Here is a 21,382-nt window from a genome sequence, read left to right on the forward strand (position 1 = left end):
GTCACCCCTCCCGCGCCGCCGCGCACACCGCGCGGGCGATCCGCGCCAGGTCCACGTCCCCCGTGACGTACGGGGGCATGGTGTAGATCAGGTCGCGGAACGGCCGCAGCCACACACCCTCGCGCACGGCCGCGTCGGTCGCCGCCCGCATGTCGACGGGGTGGTCCAGCTGCACCACGCCGATCGCGCCGAGCACCCGTACGTCGCTCACACCCGGGAGTCCGGCGGCGGGCGCGAGCCCCTCCCGCAGGCCGGTCTCGATCCGCTTGACCTCCGCGAGCCAGTCCTGGCCGAGCAGCAGCCCGATCGACGCGCACGCCACGGCCGCCGCCAGCGGATTGCCCATGAACGTCGGCCCGTGGGCGAGGACCGGGACCTCGCCCCGGGAGATGCCCTCGGCCACCTCCGACGTGCACAGCGTCGCCGCCATCGTCAGGTAACCACCGGTCAGCGCCTTGCCGACGCACATCACGTCCGGCGTCACCGCCGCGTGCTCCGCCGCGAACAACGCGCCCGTACGCCCGAACCCGGTCGCGATCTCGTCGAACACCAGCAGCACGCCGTGCGCGTCGCACGCCTCCCGCAGCACCCGCAGATACGCGGGGGAGTGGAACCGCATCCCGCCGGCGCCCTGCACCACCGGCTCGACGATCACCGCGGCCAGTTCGTCGGCGTGCCGCTCGATCATCGACCGCAGGTGGTCGGCGTAGGTCTCCTGGTACTCCGCCGGCGGCGCGTCCGCGAAGAGCTGGCGCGGCAGCACGCCCGACCACAGCTCGTGCATCCCGCCCTCGGGGTCGCACACCGACATGGGCTGCCAGGTGTCGCCGTGGTAGCCGCCGCGCCAGGTGAGCAGGCGCCGCTTGGCGGGGCGGCCCAGCGAACGCCAGTACTGGAGGCACATCTTGACCGCGACCTCGACCGACACCGACCCGGAGTCGGCGAGGAAGACGTGCTCCAGACCTTCGGGTGACATGTCGACAAGGAGCTTCGCCAACCGCACGGCGGGCTCGTGGGTGAGCCCGCCGAACATCACATGACTCATCCGCCCCAGCTGCTCGCGCGCGGCCTCGTTCAGCACCGGGTGGTTGTAGCCGTGGATCGCCGACCACCAGGACGCCATCCCGTCGACCAGCTCCGCCGAACCGTCGGCCGGCCGCAGTCGCACCCCGCTCGCCGACCCGACGACGAGCGGGTCCTGCCGGCCGGGCATGGGACCGTACGGGTGCCAGACGTGCCGCCGGTCGAGCGCCAGCAGCTCGGCCACGGTCAGCGCGGGCTCAGGCATTGGGCGCGAGGTCCGTGCCGGCACCACGGCGGCGTACGGCCACCAGGTCCGTACGGGGCTCGCCGGAACCCGCCGCGGGAACCGGGGCGCACGCCCCGCCGCCCTCGTGGGAGCCGCAGGCCCCACCGGCCTCGTGGGAGCCGCACGCCCCGCCGCCCTCGTGGGAGCCGCAGCCGCCTCCGCCCGGGAACGCCCGGTGCTCCGGAAGGGTCACCCGGCCGGCGCCCTCCACCTCGAAGCCGGCGTCCGCGATCATCTCCAGGTCGGCCCGGCCCGCCTGCCCCTCGCTGGTGAGGTAGTCGCCGAGGAAGAGGGAGTTGGCCAGGTGCAGGGCCAGCGGCTGCATGGTGCGCAGATGGACCTCGCGCCCGCCCGCGATGCGCACCTCGACGTCCGGGCAGACGAACCGCGTCATCGCCAGGATGCGCAGGCACCGCTGCGGGGTGAGGTGCCACTCCTTCGCCAGCGGCGTGCCCTCCATCGGGATGAGGAAGTTGACCGGCACCGAGTCCGGGTCCAGTTCGCGCAGCGCGAGGACCACGTCGACCAGGTCCTCGTCGCTCTCGCCCATGCCCGCGATCAGACCCGAGCAGGCGGAGAGTCCCGCCGCGTGCGCCTTGTGCACCGTGTCCACCCGGTCGGCGTACGTGTGCGTGGTCGTGATGTCCCCGTACGTCGCCTCGGACGTGTTGAGGTTGTGGTTGTAGGCGTCGGCGCCCGCCTCGCGCAGCCGCTCCGCCTGGCCGTCGGAGAGCAGGCCCAGACAGGCGCACACCTCGACGGCCTCGTTCTGCTCCTTGATGGCCTTGATGGTGTCCGACACCCGGTCCACGTCCCGGTCGGTCGGACCGCGCCCGCTGGCCACCAGGCACACCCGCTTGGCGCCCCCGGCCACTCCGGCGGCCGCGGCCTGCGAGGCCTGGTCGGGCTTGAGCCAGGTGTACTTGAGGATCTCGGCCTGGGAACCGAGCCGCTGCGAGCAGTAGCTGCAGTCCTCGGGGCACAGGCCCGACTTCAGGTTGACGAGGTAGTTGAGTTTCACTCGTCGGCCGAACCAGTGACGGCGTACCTTGCCCGCCGCGGCCACCACATCGAGCAGGTCGTCGTCGGAAGTGGCGAGGACGGCGAGCGCCTCCTCGCGGGTCGGCGTCTCGCGCCGAAGCCCCTTGTCCACCAGCGTGTTCAGCAGATCCATGAGAGCCGATCCTGTCCTAAGGGGCCGCCCGGGGCCAAGGAGACTTCGCACAACACTGACAGATCGAGGTGTGGGTATCGCCACACCTCGCGGGGGCGGCCGTACCGCTAGTGTCTGTCCACTGCCTACAAATTCACCGGAGGACCGCTCCATGGCGTTCGGCTGGATCGACGAGCAGGCCGCGGCGCGACGCCGGGCCGGTCTGGTACGGATTCTGCGCCCCCGTCCGGCGGGCTCGCCGCTGCTGGACCTGGCGAGCAACGACTACCTCGGACTGGCGCGGCACCCGGAGGTCACCGAGGGGGCGGCCTCGGCCGCGCGGACGTGGGGCGCCGGTGCGACCGGTTCCCGCCTGGTGACCGGCACGACCGAGCTGCACGCCGAACTCGAACGCGAACTGGCCGGATTCTGCGGCTTCGAGGCCGCGCTCGTCTTCTCCTCCGGTTACGCGGCCAACCTCGCCGCGGTCACCGCGCTGGCGCCGCACGGATGCCTCCTCGTCTCCGACGCGGGCAACCACGCCTCGCTGATCGACGGCTGCCGGCTGGCCCGCGGCACGACCCAGGTCGTGGCGCACGCCGAGCCGGACGCCGTGCGCAAGGCGCTGGCGACGCACGGGGGCCCCGCCGTCGCCGTGTCCGACACCGTCTTCTCGGTCGACGGCGACGCCGCACCGCTGGCCGGGCTCGCGCGGGCCTGCCGGGAGCACGGCGCCGGGCTGGTCGTCGACGACGCCCACGGCCTCGGCGTCCTCGGCGAGGGCGGCCGGGGCGCCCCGCACGCGGCGGGACTCGCGGGTGCGGACGACGTCGTCGCGACGGTGACGCTGTCCAAGTCGCTCGGCAGTCAGGGCGGTGCCGTGCTCGGCCCCGCCCGGGTGATCGAGCACCTGGTCAACGCGGCCCGGACGTTCATCTTCGACACCGGTCTCGCCCCCGCGGCGGCGGGCGCGGCCCTGGCCGCACTCACCCTGCTGCGCCGCGAGCCGGAGCGGGCGGCGCGCGCACGCGCGGTGGCTGCCGAGCTGCACGCACGCCTGACCGCCCTGGGCCTTTCGGCGGTGCGTCCGGACGCCGCGGTCGTCTCGGTGCGCGCGCCCTCCCCGGAGCAGGCGGTGCGGTGGGCGGCGGACTGCCGTGCGGCCGGCCTGTCCGTGGGCTGTTTCCGGCCTCCTTCCGTGCCCGACGGCATCTCACGGCTCAGGCTGACCGCTCGTGCGGACCTGTCCGGGGAGCAGATCGAACGCGCGGTACGGGTGATCGGCGAAACGCGGCCATGAGTCGGCGTGGCACGGCCGTGCTCCGCCCGGTCGGGACCGGGGTCAGCGGCGGTGGAATCCGTCCGTGAACGACGCCCAGCTCCCGGGGGAGAAGAGCAGCGCGGGTCCGGCCGGGTCCTTGGAGTCGCGCACGGCGAGCAGTCCGGCCCAGAGGCCGGCCGACGGCCGGGCCGTCTCCACGCAGTTGTTCGCGCCGGTGCTGTAGCTGCTGCGCAGCCACCGCACGCCGGGCAGATCGGTGCCGGCAGGGATGTTCCGGCAGAGGGGGGACGGTGTGCCTGACATGGGGCCTCCTTACGCGCCTGCCGCGGTCGCGGCGATGAAGTCCAACGAGTCCTGGGGCGGAAGGGCATGGGTCAGAAGAGCGTTGAAGGCCTCGGTGTAGGCCTCCAGGTCTTCTTTCCGTTCGAGATGCAGGCTACTCGTCAAGTGGTCGAGAACAACCACGTCCAGATCGGAAGTGCTCGAAAAGGAGAAGATTACGAAAGGGCCGGTGACACCGATGTGCGCCCCGGCGGTGAACGGCAGGACCTGCAGCCGGACATGGGGGAGGCGCGCGGCCTCGACCAGACGCACCAGCTGACGGGCCATGACTCCGGGGCCGCCCACCTCCCGGCGCAGCACCGCCTCGTCCAGGACGGCGCTCAGCTCGAGCGGCGACTGCGCCCGCAGCACGTCCTGCCGTGCCAGCCGGACCTCCACCAGCGTGTCCAGCCGTTCCTCGGACAGCCCGTCCGCCGCGGCGCGCGTCACCGCGCGGGCGTACTCCGGTGTCTGCAGCAGTCCGGGCACCACCGTGGTCTCCAGGGTGCGCATCGCGCTCGCCTGGGACTCCAGGCTGATGAAGTCGCGGTAGGTCGGCGGCAGCACCCCGCGATAGGCGTGCCACCAGTGGTTGCGGCCGCCCGCGTCGTCGGAGCCGGCGAGCATCACCAGCAACTCCCGCAGCTGGGGGTCGTCCACACCGTAGGCGTCGAGCAGTAACCCCACGTCGGCCGGTCTGGCCCCGCTCGTTCCGGTCTCGATGCGGCTGACCTTCGACTGGTGCCAGCCCACCAGCCGGGCCGCCTCGCCGCTGGTGATCCCCGCCGACGTGCGCAGGGCGCGCAGTTCCGCGCCCAGCTTCCGGCGGCGCACCACGGGACCGTGCTGCATGGGCCACTCCCTTACTCCTTACGGGTCACCCAAATCCGCTCTGCCGTCGCAGAGTTCACCGCTTCGAGCGACAGATATATGCATATCTTGGTGGATCGTCGCCCTGTACGGCCCTGGTGATGGCAGTCTGGCGGCGAAGCACCAGTCCGGGACCGTACTCGAACCGTCCACTCCGTGTCGGGCTCGGTCCCGCGGGAAAGGGACGGCGTCGCCATGGCAGACCATCTGGAAGCATCCGTCACTCTGCCGAGCGATCCCGCCTCGGTGGCCGTAGCGCGTACCTACGTGGTCGGGACACTGACGGAATGGGGTCTGCCGGCGGACGCGGATCTCGCCGACACCGTCCGGCTCATCGTCTCCGAACTGGCGACCAACGCGGTCCAGCACACGTTCGGGCAGTCGCCCACCTTCACGGTGGACCTCGCGCTCGACCGCGACGAGCGGCTGCGCGTCGGCGTCACCGACAGCCACCCGCGCTTTCCCAAGCGCCTGCCCGCCGCGGTCCAGCAGGACAACGGACGGGGCATGGTGATCGTCCGCTGGCTGACGGCGGAGTGCGGGGGGAGGCTGAGAGTCCGGCCGACGCGGGAGGGCGGCAAGACCGTCTCCATCGAGCTTCGCTGGGAGCCCCGGGGCCGCCCGGCGGCTCCCGGGCCGGCCCCGGTCACGGGGCGGACGGCGCACGGGCAGGAGCCGTCGCGGTGAGGTGCCGACGGGGTCCGGCGCACCGTCGCGCGGTTGTCCCGCACCGGCCCGACGGCGGCGTGGGACGACGAAGGGCCACGCGTCCGAGGCGGTGACGGCGGGGTGGTGCCGTCGTCCGCCCGGGTGGGCTACTTGACCCGGCCGTACCAGACGCTGCCGGTCCAGATCTTCTGCAGACGCACCACGTCCCCGGTCTTCGGGGCGTGCCAGATCCTGCCCTTCCCGGCGTAGATGCCGACGTGGTAGATGCTGCTGCCCGAGTGGAAGAAGACCAGGTCCCCGGTCTTGCGGCTTCCGGCGGAGATGTGCCGGGTCCTGTTGTACTGCTGGGCCGCGGTGCGCGGCAGCTTCTTGCCGGCCTGCTTGAACGCGTACAGCGTCAGCCCGGAGCAGTCGAACCTGCTCGGCCCGACGGCGCCCCACTTGTACGGCGCCCCCTTCTTGGAGGCCGCGATGCTGAGGGCTTTCGTCGCGTGGCTCGCGGCTGCCGCCTCGGAGGCGACACCGGGGACCACGACGGAGCCGCCCACGGCGGCGAGGGTGAGGGCCGAGGCCGTACCGGCACGGACCATCAGCGACGGGACACGATTGAGCGCGGACATGCGCAACCCTTCGTCAGCCGCCTGTGAAGGATGACCTGTCGGATTCGGGCTGGCGAAGTTGCCCGGCCGCACGAGTGCGGCTTCACCCCAAGGGCCGCTCGGTCCGGCGCCCGTCTCGCGAAGGCGTCCGTTCCGGCGAACCCGTCGTGCTCGGGTCCTCCACTCCTGCCGATCCACTCCTGTCGACCGGTCGTCCGGACGGCGGCAGGACTCGGCGTCCGCCCGGACCGCCCCGCCGCTGCGGCGGGGGCTTGTCGTCAGTCACGGATCTTGTCCCGCCCAGCGGGGAAATCCCAATGGAACGTGCCTTTTGTGTTGTTACTCACCACTCACCCGTTCGGGTGGACGCACCCTGTTCGAGTCGCGGCCGACTGCGGCGGCGACCCCGGGACCAGCGGCGGAGCGGTCGTTCCGCCGCCGGGACAGGTCCGTCGCGCAACCGCGGGCGGCCGGAAATCGGAGGTGTTCCTACGCCGAAGGAGGGTAAGTCGTTTGGTCCGTTTCGGCCTCGGGTGCCTCAACTGTCGGAACCCGGGGGAAGGCTGACCCGCGCCGTCCGCCGTCCGCCGTCCGTCGACCGCCGTCGGTGCGGGAGTCGCCGGGCGGGTCGGGGTCGCGACGGCCCGTGGCCCGGGTGAGGTCTCGGGCCGCCACCAGGAGGACGGCGTGACGCGCGACGACGCCCACCCGGAGGCCGTGGCCCGAACCCTGAGGGGTGCGGTGCGGGGCGTCGGGGTCCGGCACGTGCCGTTCGGCGGCCTCTCGTCCGGGGCGCTCCGGGCGGGCGTACGGGCGCTGCCAAGGCGTGCGGGAGGCCACCGGCGGCGCCGGTAATCGGCCGGTCAAATCCGGGTGACGTGACGGAAACACGGCGGCCCTACTCTGCACCCCGATCCATCCGCGGTTTCGATCATCGGCGCGCGCGTTCCCCGCGTATGCGTGCGTGTTACACCTATAGCCGTCGCGGTGGCCGCGGCAGCCGGACCGCCCGGTCCCGGCGTGATGCCCTGTGAGGTGGTACGTGCAGCTGTCCCCGCACGAGCAGGAGAGACTGCTCGTCCATGTGGCCGCGGACGTGGCGGAGAAGCGCCGCGCACGAGGCGTGAAGCTCAACCATCCCGAGGTCGTCGCGCTGATCACCTCGCACATCCTCGAAGGGGCACGAGACGGCCGCACGGTCGGTGAACTCATGGCCTCCGGCCGTACGCTGCTGCGGCGCGACGAGGTCATGGAGGGCGTCCCCGAGATGATCCACGACGTGCAGGTGGAGGCCACCTTCCCCGACGGCACCAAACTGGTCACCGTCCACGACCCGGTCGTCTGACGGGGACGGCAGCCGTGATCCCCGGAGAGATCCTCTTCGCCGACGAGCCGGTCGCCTTCAACGAGGGCTGCGAGACCACTCGCCTGACCGTGCTCAACACCGCCGACCGGCCCGTCCAGGTCGGTTCCCACTACCACTTCGCCGAGGCGAACCCCGGTCTCGCCCTCGACCGCGCCGCCGCCCGCGGCAAGCGGCTCAACATCGCCGCCGGCACGGCCGTCCGGTTCGAGCCCGGCATCCCGGTCGACGTGGAGCTCGTCCCCCTCGCGGGAGCCCGCGTCGTCATGGGGCTGCGCGGCACGACCGGAGGTGCCCTCGATGCCTGAACTGTCCCGCCCCGCCTACGCCGACCTGTTCGGCCCCACCACCGGCGACCGCATCCGCCTCGCCGACACCGACCTCCTCGTCGAGATCGAGGAGGACCGCTCCGGCGGGCCCGGCCGCTCCGGTGACGAGGCCGTCTTCGGCGGCGGCAAGGTTCTGCGCGAGTCCATGGGCCAGTCGCGCGTCACCCGCGCCGAAGGCGCCCTGGACACGGTGATCACCGGCGCCGTGGTCATCGATCACTGGGGCATCGTCAAGGCCGACGTCGGTATCCGCGACGGCCGCATCACCGGTATCGGCAAGTCCGGTAATCCGGACACCATGGACGGCGTCCACCCGGACCTCGTCATCGGCCCCGAGACGGAGGTCATCGCGGGCAACGGCAGGATCGTCACGGCCGGCGGCATCGACACGCACGTCCACTTCATCGCGCCGGCCGCCGTCGACGAGGCCCTCGCCTCCGGCGTCACCACCCTCATCGGAGGCGGCACCGGCCCCGCCGAGGGCAGCAAGGCGACCACGGTCACCCCCGGGTCGTGGCACCTCGCGCGGATGTTCGCGGCTCTGGAGTCGAGCCCCGTCAACATAGGCTTCCTCGGCAAGGGCAGCACCATGTCCAAGGAGTCGATGCGCGACCAGCTGCGGGCCGGCATCCTCGGCTTCAAGATCCACGAGGACTGGGGCGCGACCCCCGCGGTGATCTCCGCCTGTCTGGACGTGTGCGAGGAGTCCGGAGTCCAGCTCGCCGTCCACACGGACACCCTCAACGAGGCCGGGTTCGTCGGCGACACCTTCGACGCCGTCGCGGGCCGCACCCTGCACGCCTTCCACGTCGAGGGCGCCGGCGGCGGGCACGCGCCCGACATGATCACGGCGGTGTCGCTGCCGAACATGCTGCCCGCGTCCACCAACCCGACCCGGCCGCACACCGTCAACACCGTCGAGGAACACCTCGACATGCTGATGGTCTGCCACCACCTCAACCCCGCGGTCCCCGAGGACCTGGCCTTCGCGGAGTCCCGGATCCGGCCGAGCACCATCGCGGCCGAGGACATCCTGCACGACATGGGGGCCATCTCGATCATGGCGTCGGACGCCCAGGCCATGGGCCGCATCGGGGAGGTGATCCTGCGGACCTGGCAGACCGCGCACGTGATGAAGCGGCGCCGCGGCTTCCTGCCCGGCGACACGCGCGCCGACAACCTGCGTGTCCGTCGCTATGTCGCCAAGTACACCATCAACCCCGCCGTGGCCCAGGGCATCGAGCACGTCGTCGGCTCCGTGGAGACCGGCAAGCTCGCCGACCTGGTGCTGTGGGACCCCCGGTTCTTCGGCGTCAAGCCACAACTCGTCCTCAAGGGCGGACAGATCGCGTACGCGCAGATGGGTGACGCCAACGCCTCCATCCCCACCCCGCAACCGGTGCTGCCGCGACCGATGTTCGGCGCACTCGGCACGGCGCCGGCCGCCAACTCGGTGGGCTTCGTGGCCCGGGCGGGTATCGAGGACGGGCTCCCGGAGCGCCTCGGACTCGGCCGGGAACTCGTGCCCATCCGGTCGACCCGAGGGCGCACCAAGGCCGACATGCGGGAGAACGACGCCCTGCCGCGCGTCGAGGTGGCCGCGGACTCCTTCGCGGTGACCATCGACGGAGAGCTGGTCGAAGCCGCGCCCGCCGTCGAACTGCCGCTCGCGCAGCGGTACTTCCTGTTCTGAGCGCCGACATGAACCGTGCCGCACTGCTCGTCCTCGCGGACGGCCGCTTCCCCGCAGGAGGGCACGCCCACTCCGGCGGGGCGGAGGCCGCCGTCCGGGCGGGGCGCATCACCGACGCCGCGAGCCTGGAGGCGTTCTGCCGGGGCCGGCTGCACGCGAGCGGCGCCGTCGTGGCCTCCCTCGCGGCAGCGGCGGCCCTCGGTGTGGACCCCGTCGCGCTCGACCTGGCCGCCGACGCCCGCACCCCGTCGCCCGCCCTGCGCGCGACGGCACGCAGACTGGGCCGGCAGTTGATGCGCGCCGCCCGCGCCACCTGGCCGCACCCGGAACTCGACGCCCTGGCCCGGCGGTTCCCCAAGGGCGCCCACCAGCCCGTCGTCCTCGGGCTGACCGCCCGCGCGGCCGGCCTCGGGCCCCTGGACGCGGCGTACTGCTCCGCCTACGAGGGGGTGAGCGGACCGGCGACGGCCGTCGTACGGCTGCTCGGCCTCGACCCGTTCGACGCCACCGGCGTCCTGGCGCGACTCGCCCCCGAGCTGGACCGGGTGGCACAGGACGCCGTGGAGGCGGCGCGTGCGGCCGTGACCGACGGCACCGACGTGCTGCCCGCACGGTCCGCGCCGTTGCTGGAGACCGGGGCGGAGGCGCATGCGGCCTGGCCCGTACGGCTGTTCGCCTCGTAGGGGCGTTCATCCCCGCCGCCTCTCGCCTCCCGGCCCGGGGGCTCCGCCCCTTCCGTCCCGGCCCGGGAGCCGCACCGTCCTTCCCCGACCCGGGGTCCGCGGTGTCCTTCTCGCACCGGGGTCCGCGGTGTCCTTCCCGATCCGGGGGCGCCGCCCTTCGGCCCCGCCAGGGGCCGTGCCCCCTGTACCCCCTTCGGCCTGGACGGACCCGTCCTCGGACTCCCCGGCGGGAGCCCGACCCGTACCGGCCGCAACGGCCGACCGAGCCTCAGGAGTTGCCCATGCATCTCGACCACTCCCCCCGCGACCAGTCCCCCCACGGCCCCTCGGCCGTCGGCGCCGACGCCCGGCGGCCCGACGGCACCCGCCGAGCCCTGCGCGTCGGGATCGGCGGGCCCGTCGGGTCGGGCAAGACGGCGACCGTCGCCGCCCTCTGCCGGGCGCTGCGCGAGGAGTTGTCCCTCGCCGTCGTGACCAACGACATCTACACCCGTGAGGACGCCGAGTTCCTGCTCCGCGAGGCCGTCCTGCCGCCGGAACGGATCAGCGCCGTGGAGACCGGCGCCTGCCCGCACACCGCGATCCGGGACGACATCTCCGCCAACCTCGAAGCGGTGGAGGACCTGGAGGACGAGGCCGGCCCACTGGACCTCGTCCTGGTGGAGTCCGGGGGCGACAACCTCACCGCCACCTTCTCCAAGGGGCTCGTCGACGCCCAGATCTTCGTGATCGACGTCGCCGGCGGCGACGACGTCCCGCGCAAGGGCGGCCCCGGCGTCACCACCGCCGACCTGCTGATCGTCAACAAGACCGACCTCGCGCCGTACGTCGGCTCGGACCTCGCGCGGATGGCCGCCGACGCGAAGGCGCAGCGCGGCGAACTGCCCGTCGTCCTCCAGTCGCTGCGCGGCGAGGGTGGTGTCCGGGACGTCGCCGACTGGGTGCGGGCCCGGATCACCGCGTGGACGGCGTGAGGGTGCCGGGCGGCGTGCGGGCGAGGGCGCACGTCCTCGCCCGCGGCGACGGACGCGGCGGCACCGCCCTGCCCGTGCTGGAGGGCGAGGGACCGCTCGCGGTGCGCCGGACCCGGGGAAGCGGTGTCGAGGCCAGGGTCGTGCTGGTCGGTGCGATGAGCGGGCCACTGGGCGGCGATCACCTCACGGTGGCCGCCGAGTCGGCCCGGGGCGCCCGGCTGCGGGTCGGCTCGGCCGCCGCCACCCTCGCACTGCCGGGGCAGGACGGGGCGGGCGCCCGCTACGACGTCCGGCTCACCGTCGGCGACGACGCGGAACTGCTCTGGCTGCCCGAACAGCTGATCTCCGCCCACGGCAGCGACCTGCACGTCACCACGCGCGTCGACCTCGCCGCCACGGCCCGGCTCCTGCTGCGCGAGGAGCAGGTGCTCGGCCGGTCCGGCGAGGAACCGGGGCGGCTCACCAGCCGTCTGACCGTGCGGATCGCCGGCCGGTGCGTCCTCGACCAGGAACTGGCCTGCGGGCCCGGCGCCCCGGCCGGCTGGGACGGCCCCGCGGGCCTGGCGGGGCACCGTGCCGTCGGCCAGCTCGTCGTCGCACGCCCGGAGTTCGCGACCGCGCCGCCGGTGGCCCGCGTCCTCGCCGAGGGCGCGGCCGTCATGCCGCTCGCCGGGCCGTGTGCGCTGGTGACGGCCGTGGCATCGGACGCGCTACGGCTCAGACGGCTGCTGGACGGGGCGTCGGCCGCGCTGCGGTGAGGTCCCGTCGACCGGAGCGGCAAGGCTTCCCCCGGTGCTGATCGTGCAGTCCGAGCGGGACGCGGCCACGCCGTACGCCGGCGCCGTGGGACTGCACCGGCGGTTCGAGGGATCGCGCCTGATCACGGAGCGGGGCGCCGGTTCGCACGGTGTCACCGGCCTGGTCAACCCGTGCGTGAACGAAAGGGTGGACAGCTACCTGCTCACCGGCGAGGTGGACGGCGGGGACGCGACCTGCGCCCCGCACGTCACGCCTCAGTCGTGACGAGCGCGGGCACGAGGAGGGCGGCCGGGCCGACCGGCCGCCCCCGCCGTCCCTACGCCCGCCGCGCCGCCAGCCAGGTGTCCTCCGCCGCGTAGTCGAAGAGGTCGCCGTACGCCGCGGCCATCTTCGGGTACGCCTCCCGCCAGTCCCGGCCGGCCAGCCGCTCCTCGATCCAGGCGACCGTCTCCGGCAGGGTCTCGGCGTAGCGGACGACCGGGCGGTATCCCAACTGCCGCCGCGCCGCGGTCATGTCGCACACGACCGGCGAGGGCACCGACCACGGCGTGTCTCCCACTCCGTCGGGGGCCGGCGGACCGTCCATCAGCACGTCCTCGGCCTCCACGCCCATCACCGCGTCGATCGCCGCCGCCATCTCCGCCACCGTCAGGGCCTCGGGGTCGACCGCGTTCAGGACGCGCGTGCCCGGCCGGGGGGCGGCCAGCCGGATCAGCTCGGCGACGGTGTGCACGCTCGCCGGATGGAAGCGGCTCGTCCCGCCGTACGCGAGGACGCGCCGGCGCCTGCCGTCGAGGTTGCGCTTGACGAAGTACAGCTCCCGCGGCGTGCGGCAGTACGGCCCGTGGACCGCGCCCGCGCGCAGCAGCGTGACGGGCAGCCGGTCGCCCGCCGCGAGCAGTTCACGCTCCAGTGCCGCCTTGCGGGTGCTGTACGAGGTGCCGCCCGGCCGGACGGTGCGCTGCGCCTCGGTGACCGGCACCGGGTACTCGGGGAAGCCGCCGGGCTCGGCCTGGGTGTCGAAGCCGCGGCCCTCGTCGTCCTCGTAGACCGACACGCTGGAGATCACCACCGCCGACCCGACCCGGCCGGCGAGCGAGACCAGCTGCCGCGCGTGCCCCTCCCCGAAGGCCACCATGTCCACCAGGACGTCGCAACCGTCGCCGACCGCCGCCGACAGGGCCGCGTCGTCCTCCCGGTCGGCCCGCACCACCCGTACGTCCTCGGGCCAGCCCCCGTCCCGCTCGCCGCCCCGCGAAACGGCCGTCACGCCCCAGCCGTCCCGGGCCAGCGCCCGCACGGCCACCCGTCCGATCTGCCCCGTCGCTCCGATCACCACAGCACGTGTCATACCGCGACCGTAGGGGCACCTCCGGCCGCTCGGCCACGTCCTTCTGCCATCGGCAGACAGCCGGTCACCCCCGGCGCGGCAGGCGGGGGAGCCTCGGTCCCTTCGCCGCCTTGCGGGCCTCCTCGGCCTTGACGTCGGCCGCGTACCGGTCGACGTACTCCTGTCCGGAAAGTGACAGGATCGCGTACATGATCTCGTCGGTGACGGCGCGCAGCACGGCCTTCTCGCCCTCCATGCCCGCGTAGCGCGAGAAGTCCAGGGGCTCGCCGAAGCGGATCACCACGGGGAGCAGCTTCGGGATCTTCCGGCCCGGCGGCTGCGCCTCGAAGGTGCCGATCATCGCGCAGGGCACGACCGGCACACCGGCCCGGAGCGCCATGACCGCGACACCGACCTTGCCCTTGTACAGGCGCCCGTCGTGCGAGCGCGTGCCCTCCGGGTAGATGCCGAGCAGCTCGTCACCGCCCAGGACACCGAGCCCTTCGCGGATCGCCGCCTGCCCCGCCTCCTTGCCGGTGCGGTCGACGGGGATCTGCCCGGCGCTGCGGAAGAAGAACGCGGTCAGCCGGCCCTTGAGGCCCGGGCCGGTGAAGTACTCCGCCTTGGCGAGGAAGGTGATGCGGCGCCTGAGCACCGCCGGCATCAGGAAGTGGTCCGCGAAGGAGAGGTGGTTGCCGGCGACGATGGCCGCTCCCGACGCCGGGACATGGTCCAGGCCCTCGATGCGGGGCCGGAAGAGGAGCCTCAGCAGGGGCCCCAGCAGTACGTATTTGAGCACGTAGTAGAACACGACTCGCCCTTCATTCCGCCCGGTCGGTCTCCCGGCAGCGTCTTCCCAGGTCAGCCTACGGATATCGCGGGCGTCGGACGAGCCCCCCGACCGGCGTCCGGTGCGTCGGCCGCCCACAGGCCGCGCCACTCGCGGGGGGAGTGGCCGTGGAGACCCTGATACTGGTGGGCCCGGGCCTGCTGGGCCGGATCAGCGGCGCGTTCGACGGCGCGTTCGGCGGCGGTCAGGGCCCGGGCGGGCAGGGTGAGGCCGTCTCGGGGGCGGCCTTCGCACAGCGGGACCGTCCAGGCGCGGTAGTCGAGGTGCGTCCCCTCCAGCAGGGGGCGTCCGCCGCCCGGGCCGGCCGGGCGGCGGATTCCCGGGTGGGAGGGTTCGCCCCGAGGCTCCTTCGTGAGGTCGCGGGCGTCTATGATCGCGACATGTTGTTGAAGTTGAAACTATCGTGGTAGGTGCTGGAGGCCGCCGATGAGCAACGTCGAGACAGACCCCGCAGCGGTGCGGCGCGGACCCGACGCCGACGCCGGCCCGCCGGGCGCCGCCCCGCGGGTCCAGGTCCTCGCGCCGCGCGACGTACCCCTGGGCGGCCCGCGCGCCATGACCGTGCGCCGCACCCTGCCCCAGCGTGCCCGGACGCTGATCGGGGCCTGGTGCTTCGCCGACCACTACGGTCCCGACGACGTGGCGGACACCGGCGGCATGGACGTCGCCCCGCATCCGCACACCGGGCTGCAGACGGTGAGCTGGCTGTTCGGCGGGGAGATCGAGCACCGCGACAGCCTCGGCAGCCACGCCCTCGTCCGCCCCGGCGAGCTGAACCTCATGACCGGCGGCCACGGCATCAGCCACACCGAGGTCTCCACCGCGCGGACCACCGTCCTGCACGGCGTGCAGCTGTGGGTCGCGCTGCCGCGGGAACACCGCGACGCCGCCCGCGACTTCCAGCACCACGTGCCGGATCCCGTCACCGTGGACGGCGCGGAGCTGAGGGTCTTCCTGGGCTCCCTGGCCGGGTCCACCTCACCGGTGGCGACGTTCTCGCCCCTCCTCGGCGCGGAGATCGCACTCGCGCCCCGGGCCGCGGTCACGCTCGACGTCGACCCGGCCTTCGAACACGGCCTCCTGGTCGACCGCGGCGAGGTCCGCATGGCGGACACCCTGCTGCACGCGGCCGATCTCGGCTGCCTCGACGCCGGCAGCGCCACCCTGACCCTCGTCAACGAGTCGGACGGCCCCGCCCGCGCGGTCCTGATCGGAGGCACCCCCTTCGACGAGGAGATCGTGATGTGGTGGAACTTCGTCGGCCGCAGCCACGAGGACATCGTCCGGGCGCGCGCCGACTGGCAGAACGCCTCCGACCGCTTCGGAGAAGTCGGCGGACATCCGGGCGACCGGCTGCCCGCCCCCGCCCTGCCCCGCACCGCCCTGAGGCCGCGCGGCAACCCGCCGCGCCGCCGGCCGGGCTCCGCGGAAGGAGCCCCGTGAACGACCGGCCCCCGGGCCCACCGTCGAGCGGATCGACGACCGCCACCGCTACGTGATCCTGGTCGATGGCCGTCAGGCCGGCCTGACGGCCTACCGCGACCGCGGAGAGCAGCGCGTCTTCTTCCCCACGGAGATCGACGTCGCCCACGCCGGACAAGGCCTGGCCGGGCAGTTGATCCGGCAGGCCCTCACCGACGTGCGCGCCCTGGGGAAACGCGTCGTGCCCGTCTGCCCCTACGTCGCCAAGTTCCTGACCCGCACGACGACTTCGCAGACATCGCCGGCCCCATGACCCCCGACGCCATCGGCCGGCTGGACGCCGAACCGGGGCTCTGCCGGTGGTCGTCTAGGTCCACGGCGCCGGCTGGGTCCTCGGCAACGCCCACACGCACGACCGCCTGGTGCGCGAACTCGCGGTGGGTGCACGGGCCGCCGTCGTCTTCCCCGGGTACGACCTCTCGCCCGAGGCGCGGTACCCGGTGGCGATCGAGCAGGATCACGCGGTCGCCCGCTGGATCGTGGAGGTGGGCGCGGCCCAGGCCCTGGACGGCTCGCGGCCGGCCGTGGCCGGCGACTCCGTCGGCGGCGACACGGCCGCCGCGCCGACCCTGATGGCCAAGGAACGCGGCGGCCTCCCGCTGCTGCAGCAGGTGCTGTTCCACCCGGTCACCGACGCCGGCTTCGACACCGCCTCCCACCGCCGGTTCGCCGAGGGCTACTTCCTGCGCCGCGACGGCATGCGGTGGTTCTGGGCCCAGCACACGACCGATCCCGCCGAACGGGCCGAGATCACCGCCACCCCGCTGCGCGCCACCACCTAGCAGCTGACCGGACTGCCCCCGGCGCTGGTCGTCACCGCCGAGGCGGACGTGCTGCGCGACGAGGGCGAGGCGTACGCGGGCAAGCTGCGTCAGGCGGGGGCCCCGTGACCGCCGTGCGGTTCCAGGGCGTCATCCACGACTTCGTCATGCTGAACGCCCTGCGCGGGACCCACGGCGCCGAGGCCGCGATCACCAGGGCCGCCTGCACCCTGCGGGCCGCCCTGCACGCCGTCCGCACGCCGGGGGACGACGCCGCACGAGCACCGCCACCCCCTCCTGGGCGCTCGTGGCCGCCGCGGACCGGGTGACCGCCCCGGAGGCCGAGCGCTTCGGTGCCGAGCGGGCCGGCGCGACGGCCGTCGAGGTCGAGGGCGCGTCCCACGCGGTCGCCGTCTCCCGCCCCGGGAGGGCCGTCGCCCCGATCCGCGAGGCGGTGCGCGCCACCCGCTGAACGAGCCCACGGGAGGAAGGGCTGTGCGATGCCCCCCCGGGGACCTCGCACAGCCCTTCCTCCCGCGGCCCGCCGGACCGTCAGAACTTCGGCGTCGGAGCCTGCGCCTCGACCATCTCCGCCGCCTCCTCGTCGCTCTGCACCGAGGGCGGGGAGCCCGCCAGCGGCTGCTGGGCCGTCTCCTTCATGCAGGCCACCGCCACCACACCGACCAGGGCCGCGGCCATCGCGTAGTAGGCCGGCATCATGTCGGAGCCGGTCACGCTGATCAGGGCGGTGATGACCAGCGGCGTGGTGCCGCCGAACAGGGACGCCGACAGGTTGTAGCCCACCGACAGCGAGCCGTAGCGGACGTCGGTGGGGAACATCGCCGGCAGCGCCGCCGACATCGTGCCGAGCAGACACACCAGGGACAGCCCGAGCATCAGCATGCCCGCCGAGATGGCGAGCAGACCGCCCTGCCGCACCAGCAGGAACGCCGGGGCGGACAGCACGAAGAAGCTGACCATGCCGGTCATGAGCACGGGCTTGCGGCCGAAGTGGTCGGACAGCCGGCCGACCTGGTTGATGATCAGCATCAGCACGATCATGGTGGCCACCAGGATCATCAGACCGTGGCTCTCGCTGTACTCCAGCTCGTCCGACAAGTAGGTCGGCATGTACGACAGCAGCATGTAGTCGGTGATGTTGTACGCGCCGACGAGCGCGATGCACAGCACCAGCGAGCGCCAGTGGGTGCGGAAGATCCTGGCGAGGTCGCCCCGGGCCGTGGTCTCCACCGCGTTCGCCGCTTCCGAGATGTGGACGTTGGCGTCCTGCAGCTGCAGGAAGGCCGGGGTGTCGTCCAGCTTCAGACGCAGGTAGATGCCGACGATGCCGAGCGGCGCCGCGAGGAGGAACGGGACGCGCCAGGCCCAGGCGTCCATGGTGTCGCTGCCGAGCCAGGCCGTGAGGGCGGTGACGATGCTCGCGGCGGCGGTGTACCCGGCCAGCGTGCCCAGTTCCAGGAAGCTGCCGAAGAAACCGCGCCGCTTGTCGGGCGCGTACTCGGCGATGAAGGTGGAGGCGCCGCCGTACTCGCCGCCGGTCGAGAAGCCCTGGAGCAGACGGAACAGGATCAGCAGGACGGGCGCCCAGAAACCGATGGAGTCGTAGCCGGGGATGAGCCCGATGGCGGCGGTGCCGATCGCCATCAGGATCATCGTCAGCGCGAGCACCTTCTTGCGGCCGATCTTGTCGCCCATCGGGCCGAAGACCATGCCGCCGAGCGGCCGCACCAGGAACGCCACGGCGAACGTGGCGAACGAGGAGAGCAGCTGCACGGTGTCGCTCCCCGACGGGAAGAACACCCGGCCGATGGTGCCGGCCAGATAGGCGTAGATGCCGAAGTCGAACCACTCCATGGCATTGCCCAGGGAGGCGGCCTTCACGGCTCGCCTGACCGCCGCCTCGTCCGTGACGGTGATGTCGGACCGGCGCAGCCGGGGGTTCTGCCGACGCCGGATGGCCCGGAACTTGGCCGGGTGGCGGCGGACCGCGGCGGCGTCGGGTTCTTGGCCGTTCTCGGTGGGGGACGTGGCGGCCTCCCTTTCCACGCGCAGACGCTCCGGGGGAGTGCTGCTCGGTCGTACGTTTCTCAGGTCGTCCCGTTCCCCCGATCATGCTGGGTATGGTCGTGACTTCGGTCATGTGGTTGGGCCGATGAGGTGAGCGGGAGGGTGAGTAGGCTTTCCGCATGCGGATCTCCGTCTCCTCCGACATGGACGAACCCGTGGCCCGCCTCCTCGTCGAGGAACTGCGCGGACGCGGTCACGAGGTGCTGCCGCACGGCGCGCTGCGGCCCGGGGCGGACCCCCGGTGGGCGGTGTGCTCGGAGCGGGCGGCCCGCGAGGTCGCCTCCGGCACGGCCGACCAGGCGGTGGTGTGCTGCTGGACCGGCACGGGCGCGTCGATCGCCGCGAACAAGGTGCCGGGCGTACGGGCGGCCCTGTGCACCGACGCGTACACGGCGGAAGGGGCCCGCCGCTGGAACGACGCCAACGTACTCGCCCTCGGACTGCGGCTGACCTCGGCACCGCTGCTGCGGGAGATCCTCGACGCCTGGTTCGCGGCCGGGCCCGGCGAGGACGCCGAGGACCGGGACAACGTGGCACACGTGGAGCGGCTCGACCTGGGCCGAGCCGCTCCGTAGACGGTCTTCCCCGAGGCCCGGAGGCCCGGAGGCCCGGAGGCCCGGAGGTCCCGAGGCCCGGAGGCCCGGAGGCCCGGAGGTCCCGAGGCCCCGAGGCCCCCGGGATGTCAGGGCACCAGGACGTCAGGCATCAGGACGTCAGGACCTTCTCCAGCGTCCCCAGCGCCCCCTCCAGCTCCGCGCCGGTGACGGTCAGCGGCGGCGCCAGACGGATCGTGGAGTCATGGGTGTCCTTGACGAGGATGCCCTCGCGCATCAGGCGTTCGCTGACCTCACGGCCCGTGCCGAGCGCCGGGTCGACGTCGACGCCCGCCCACAGCCCGCGCGCGCGGAAACCGACCACGCCCTTGCCGACCAGGGCGGCGAGGCCCTCGCGCAGCACCGCGCCCAGCTCGGTCGCCCGGCGCTGGAACTCGCCCGTCTCCAGCAGCTCCACCACCGCCGTGCCGACCGCGGCGGCCAGCGGATTGCCGCCGAAGGTCGAGCCGTGCTCGCCCGGGTGCAGCACACCGAGCACCTCCCGGCGGCCGACCACCGCCGACACCGGGACGATCCCGCCGCCCAGCGCCTTGCCGAGCAGCACCAGGTCCGGCACGACCGACTCGTGCTCCACGGCGAGCGTACGCCCCGTCCGGCCGAGGCCCGACTGGATCTCGTCCGCGATGAACAGGCACCCGGCCCGGCGGGTCAGCTCCCGCACGCCGGTCAGATAGCCGTCGTCCGGGATGTTCACCCCCGCCTCGCCCTGGATCGGCTCGATCAGCACGGCCGCCGTCGTCTCGTCGACCGCCGCCCGAAGAGCGGCCAGGTCGTTGTACGGGACGATCCGGAAACCGGGGGCGAAGGGGCCGAAGCCGGAGCGCGCCGTCTCGTCCGTGGAGAAGCCCACGATCGTCGTCGTACGGCCGTGGAAGTTGTCCGCCGCGACCACGATCGTCGCCGCGTCCCGCGGGACGCCCTTCACGTCGTAGGCCCACTTGCGGGCCACCTTGATGCCGCTCTCCACCGCCTCGGCGCCGGTGTTCATCGGCAGCACCATGTCCGTGCCGGTCAGGGCGGCCAGCCGCTCGGCGAAGGACGCGAGCCGGTCGTTGTGGAAGGCCCGCGAGGTGAGCGTGAGCCGGTCCAGCTGGCGGTGGGCGGCCTCGGTCAGCGCCGGATGGCGGTGGCCGAAGTTGAGCGCCGAGTACCCCGCCAGCATGTCCAGGTAGCGGCGGCCCTCCACGTCCTCGACCCAGGCGCCCTCCGCACGGGCCACGACGACGGGCAGCGGGTGGTAGTTGTGCGCGAGGACGGGCTCCTCGGCGCGGATGAGCTCCTCGGAGCCGCGGGCGCGAGCGGGTGCGGTCATGAGCGGATCTCCCGGATCTCCTGGGTGCAGCACTTGATGCCGCCCCCGGCCTTGTGGAACTCGGACAGGTCGACGGGGACGGGGACGTAGCCGAGGCCGGCCAGCCGATCGGCGAGTCCCCGGGCCCGGGGCGAGAGGAACACGTGTCGTCCGTCGGAGACGGAATTGAGCCCGAAGGCCATGGCGTCCTCCCGGCTGGCGATCACCGCGCCGGGGTAGAGCCGCTCCAGCACCTCGCGGCTGCCGGGCGAGAAGGCCCCGGGGTAGTAGGCGATGTTGCCGGCGGTCCCGGCGGCACCGTCGCTTCCGTCGTCGAGCACGAACAGCGCCGTGTCCAGGTGGTAGAAGTACGGGTCCACCAGCGTCAGCGAGATCACCGGCACACCGAAGAACTCCTGCGCCTCGCGGTGCGCCTCACGCGTGGTGCGAAACCCCGTGCCGGCCAGGATCCAGCGGCCGGCCGGCACCAGGTCGCCCTCGCCCTCGCAGACCGACTCGGGCTGGTGGACCTCGAAGCCCTCCGCCTTGAACCACGCCTCGTAGGGCACGGACTCGGGGCGGCGCTCGGGCGCGTGGAAGCGGGAGCCGAGGACCCGGCCCCCGACGACGACCGCGCAGTTCGCGGCGAAGACCATGTCGGGCAGGCCGGACACCGGCTGGACGGTGTCGACGGTGTGGCCGTGCGCGCGGTAGGCGTCGACCAGTGCCTGCCACTGGTCCAGGGCCCGGATGACGTCGACGGGACGGCCGGTGCTCATCCATGGATTGATCGCGTACTGCACGGCGAAGTGTCTGGGTGCGCAGACCAGGAAGCGCCGCCGGCGCCGCACACGGGATTCGGGCACGAAGGGGTTCCTCCGCTTCCTGACGGGGTGTGACTGAGGGATGACACCACGGTAGGAAGCGGAGCAGAAGAACGACAAGCGACGAAAGCTGCGTGT

The 21,382-nt window shown here is 73.2% G+C and carries 22 protein-coding genes and 3 pseudogenes; 15 read left to right on the plus strand and 10 right to left on the minus strand.

Annotation, left to right across the window (positions count from 1 at the left end; genetic code table 11):
* Nucleotide 1: 1 nt before the first annotated feature.
* Both ACVV2G_RS12380 and bioB read right to left on the minus strand, forming a co-directional pair.
* A complete protein-coding gene (locus ACVV2G_RS12380) occupies nt 2-1,288 on the minus strand; it encodes an adenosylmethionine--8-amino-7-oxononanoate transaminase (RefSeq protein ID WP_453842717.1) in 1,287 nt (428 codons plus the stop codon).
* Nucleotides 1,281-2,483 (minus strand): biotin synthase BioB, encoded by a 1,203-nt coding sequence (bioB, locus tag ACVV2G_RS12385; RefSeq protein ID WP_453842718.1) that lies wholly within the window; start codon nt 2,481-2,483, stop codon nt 1,281-1,283. The genes ACVV2G_RS12380 and bioB overlap by 8 nt, the downstream gene beginning before the upstream one ends.
* Before the next feature lie 151 nt (nt 2,484-2,634).
* On the opposite strand from bioB, the gene ACVV2G_RS12390 reads away from it, so the two are divergent.
* Entirely contained in the window at nt 2,635-3,762 is a 1,128-nt protein-coding gene (locus tag ACVV2G_RS12390; RefSeq protein ID WP_453842719.1) for an 8-amino-7-oxononanoate synthase, read from the plus strand.
* A 42-nt stretch (nt 3,763-3,804) separates the two neighbouring features.
* Here the strand turns inward: ACVV2G_RS12390 and ACVV2G_RS12395 are convergent, their stop codons facing one another.
* Both ACVV2G_RS12395 and ACVV2G_RS12400 read right to left on the minus strand, forming a co-directional pair.
* The gene (locus tag ACVV2G_RS12395; RefSeq protein ID WP_453842720.1) at nt 3,805-4,047 is read right to left on the minus strand and encodes a DUF397 domain-containing protein; all 243 of its coding nucleotides are present in this window, start codon (nt 4,045-4,047) and stop codon (nt 3,805-3,807) included.
* A 9-nt stretch (nt 4,048-4,056) separates the two neighbouring features.
* A complete protein-coding gene (locus ACVV2G_RS12400; RefSeq protein WP_453842721.1) occupies nt 4,057-4,917 on the minus strand; it encodes a helix-turn-helix domain-containing protein in 861 nt (286 codons plus the stop codon).
* 213 nt (nt 4,918-5,130) lie between these two features.
* Here ACVV2G_RS12400 and ACVV2G_RS12405 point away from each other — a divergent pair, with 213 nt between their 5' ends.
* Nucleotides 5,131-5,622, plus strand: coding sequence for an ATP-binding protein (locus ACVV2G_RS12405; RefSeq protein WP_453842722.1), 492 nt, complete (start codon nt 5,131-5,133; stop codon nt 5,620-5,622).
* Nucleotides 5,623-5,750: 128 nt separating this feature from the next.
* On the opposite strand, the gene ACVV2G_RS12410 is transcribed toward ACVV2G_RS12405, so the two are convergent.
* Nucleotides 5,751-6,224 carry a C40 family peptidase gene (locus tag ACVV2G_RS12410; RefSeq protein ID WP_453842723.1) on the minus strand — a complete coding sequence of 158 codons (474 nt, stop codon included), beginning with the start codon at nt 6,222-6,224 and terminating at the stop codon, nt 5,751-5,753.
* A gap of 1,021 nt (nt 6,225-7,245) precedes the next feature.
* Here ACVV2G_RS12410 and ACVV2G_RS12415 point away from each other — a divergent pair.
* The 7 genes and pseudogenes from ACVV2G_RS12415 to ACVV2G_RS12445 form a co-directional block, all read left to right on the plus strand.
* A complete protein-coding gene (locus tag ACVV2G_RS12415) occupies nt 7,246-7,548 on the plus strand; it encodes an urease subunit gamma (protein ID WP_453842724.1) in 303 nt (100 codons plus the stop codon).
* A gap of 14 nt (nt 7,549-7,562) precedes the next feature.
* The gene (locus tag ACVV2G_RS12420; RefSeq protein ID WP_453842725.1) at nt 7,563-7,874 is read left to right on the plus strand and encodes an urease subunit beta; all 312 of its coding nucleotides are present in this window, start codon (nt 7,563-7,565) and stop codon (nt 7,872-7,874) included.
* On the plus strand, nt 7,867-9,588 hold the full coding sequence (locus ACVV2G_RS12425) for an urease subunit alpha (RefSeq protein WP_453842726.1): 1,722 nt from the start codon (nt 7,867-7,869) through the stop codon (nt 9,586-9,588). The genes ACVV2G_RS12420 and ACVV2G_RS12425 overlap by 8 nt, the downstream gene beginning before the upstream one ends.
* Nucleotides 9,589-9,596: 8 nt before the next feature.
* Nucleotides 9,597-10,271: an urease accessory protein UreF gene (locus ACVV2G_RS12430; protein WP_453842727.1), complete on the plus strand. Its 675-nt coding sequence runs from the start codon at nt 9,597-9,599 to the stop codon at nt 10,269-10,271.
* A 281-nt stretch (nt 10,272-10,552) separates the two neighbouring features.
* Nucleotides 10,553-11,245: an urease accessory protein UreG gene (gene ureG, locus ACVV2G_RS12435; protein ID WP_453842728.1), complete on the plus strand. Its 693-nt coding sequence runs from the start codon at nt 10,553-10,555 to the stop codon at nt 11,243-11,245.
* Complete coding sequence (locus ACVV2G_RS12440; protein ID WP_453842729.1) at nt 11,233-12,003, plus strand: urease accessory protein UreD; 771 nt, start codon at nt 11,233-11,235, stop codon at nt 12,001-12,003. The genes ureG and ACVV2G_RS12440 overlap by 13 nt, the downstream gene beginning before the upstream one ends.
* Nucleotides 12,004-12,028: 25 nt before the next feature.
* Nucleotides 12,029-12,268: pseudogene (locus tag ACVV2G_RS12445) on the plus strand (alpha/beta hydrolase); the annotation flags it as partial.
* A gap of 52 nt (nt 12,269-12,320) precedes the next feature.
* Here ACVV2G_RS12445 and ACVV2G_RS12450 read toward each other — a convergent pair.
* The gene (locus tag ACVV2G_RS12450; RefSeq protein WP_453842730.1) at nt 12,321-13,355 is read right to left on the minus strand and encodes an NAD-dependent epimerase/dehydratase family protein; all 1,035 of its coding nucleotides are present in this window, start codon (nt 13,353-13,355) and stop codon (nt 12,321-12,323) included.
* Between the two features lie 64 nt (nt 13,356-13,419).
* Entirely contained in the window at nt 13,420-14,145 is a 726-nt protein-coding gene (locus ACVV2G_RS12455; RefSeq protein WP_453842731.1) for a lysophospholipid acyltransferase family protein, read from the minus strand.
* Between the two features lie 146 nt (nt 14,146-14,291).
* Between ACVV2G_RS12455 and ACVV2G_RS12460 the strand changes: the two genes are divergently transcribed.
* The 5 genes and pseudogenes from ACVV2G_RS12460 to ACVV2G_RS12480 all read left to right on the plus strand — a co-directional run.
* The gene (locus ACVV2G_RS12460) at nt 14,292-14,594 is read left to right on the plus strand and encodes a hypothetical protein (RefSeq protein WP_453842732.1); all 303 of its coding nucleotides are present in this window, start codon (nt 14,292-14,294) and stop codon (nt 14,592-14,594) included.
* A 16-nt stretch (nt 14,595-14,610) separates the two neighbouring features.
* Complete coding sequence (locus tag ACVV2G_RS12465; protein WP_453842733.1) at nt 14,611-15,627, plus strand: pirin family protein; 1,017 nt, start codon at nt 14,611-14,613, stop codon at nt 15,625-15,627.
* 52 nt (nt 15,628-15,679) lie between these two features.
* Nucleotides 15,680-15,919 (plus strand): GNAT family N-acetyltransferase, encoded by a 240-nt coding sequence (locus ACVV2G_RS12470; RefSeq protein ID WP_453842734.1) that lies wholly within the window; start codon nt 15,680-15,682, stop codon nt 15,917-15,919.
* 13 nt (nt 15,920-15,932) lie between these two features.
* Nucleotides 15,933-16,675, plus strand: a pseudogene (locus tag ACVV2G_RS12475) (alpha/beta hydrolase); the annotation flags it as partial.
* A 44-nt stretch (nt 16,676-16,719) separates the two neighbouring features.
* Nucleotides 16,720-16,899 (plus strand): annotated as a pseudogene (locus ACVV2G_RS12480) (alpha/beta hydrolase); the annotation flags it as partial.
* Between the two features lie 80 nt (nt 16,900-16,979).
* On the opposite strand, the gene proP reads toward ACVV2G_RS12480, so the two are convergent.
* Nucleotides 16,980-18,494 (minus strand): glycine betaine/L-proline transporter ProP, encoded by a 1,515-nt coding sequence (proP, locus tag ACVV2G_RS12485; RefSeq protein WP_453842735.1) that lies wholly within the window; start codon nt 18,492-18,494, stop codon nt 16,980-16,982.
* 140 nt (nt 18,495-18,634) lie between these two features.
* On the opposite strand from proP, the gene ACVV2G_RS12490 reads away from it, so the two are divergent.
* Nucleotides 18,635-19,090, plus strand: a complete 456-nt coding sequence (locus tag ACVV2G_RS12490; protein ID WP_453842736.1) for an RpiB/LacA/LacB family sugar-phosphate isomerase — start codon at nt 18,635-18,637, stop codon at nt 19,088-19,090.
* A gap of 130 nt (nt 19,091-19,220) precedes the next feature.
* Here ACVV2G_RS12490 and rocD read toward each other — a convergent pair whose 3' ends face one another.
* Nucleotides 19,221-20,441, minus strand: a complete 1,221-nt coding sequence (rocD, locus tag ACVV2G_RS12495) for an ornithine--oxo-acid transaminase (RefSeq protein WP_453842737.1) — start codon at nt 20,439-20,441, stop codon at nt 19,221-19,223.
* On the minus strand, nt 20,438-21,286 hold the full coding sequence (gene ddaH, locus ACVV2G_RS12500; protein WP_453842738.1) for a dimethylargininase: 849 nt from the start codon (nt 21,284-21,286) through the stop codon (nt 20,438-20,440). The genes rocD and ddaH overlap by 4 nt, the downstream gene beginning before the upstream one ends.
* Nucleotides 21,287-21,382 lie beyond the last annotated feature (96 nt).

This window comes from Streptomyces sp. JK94, assembly GCF_053613315.1.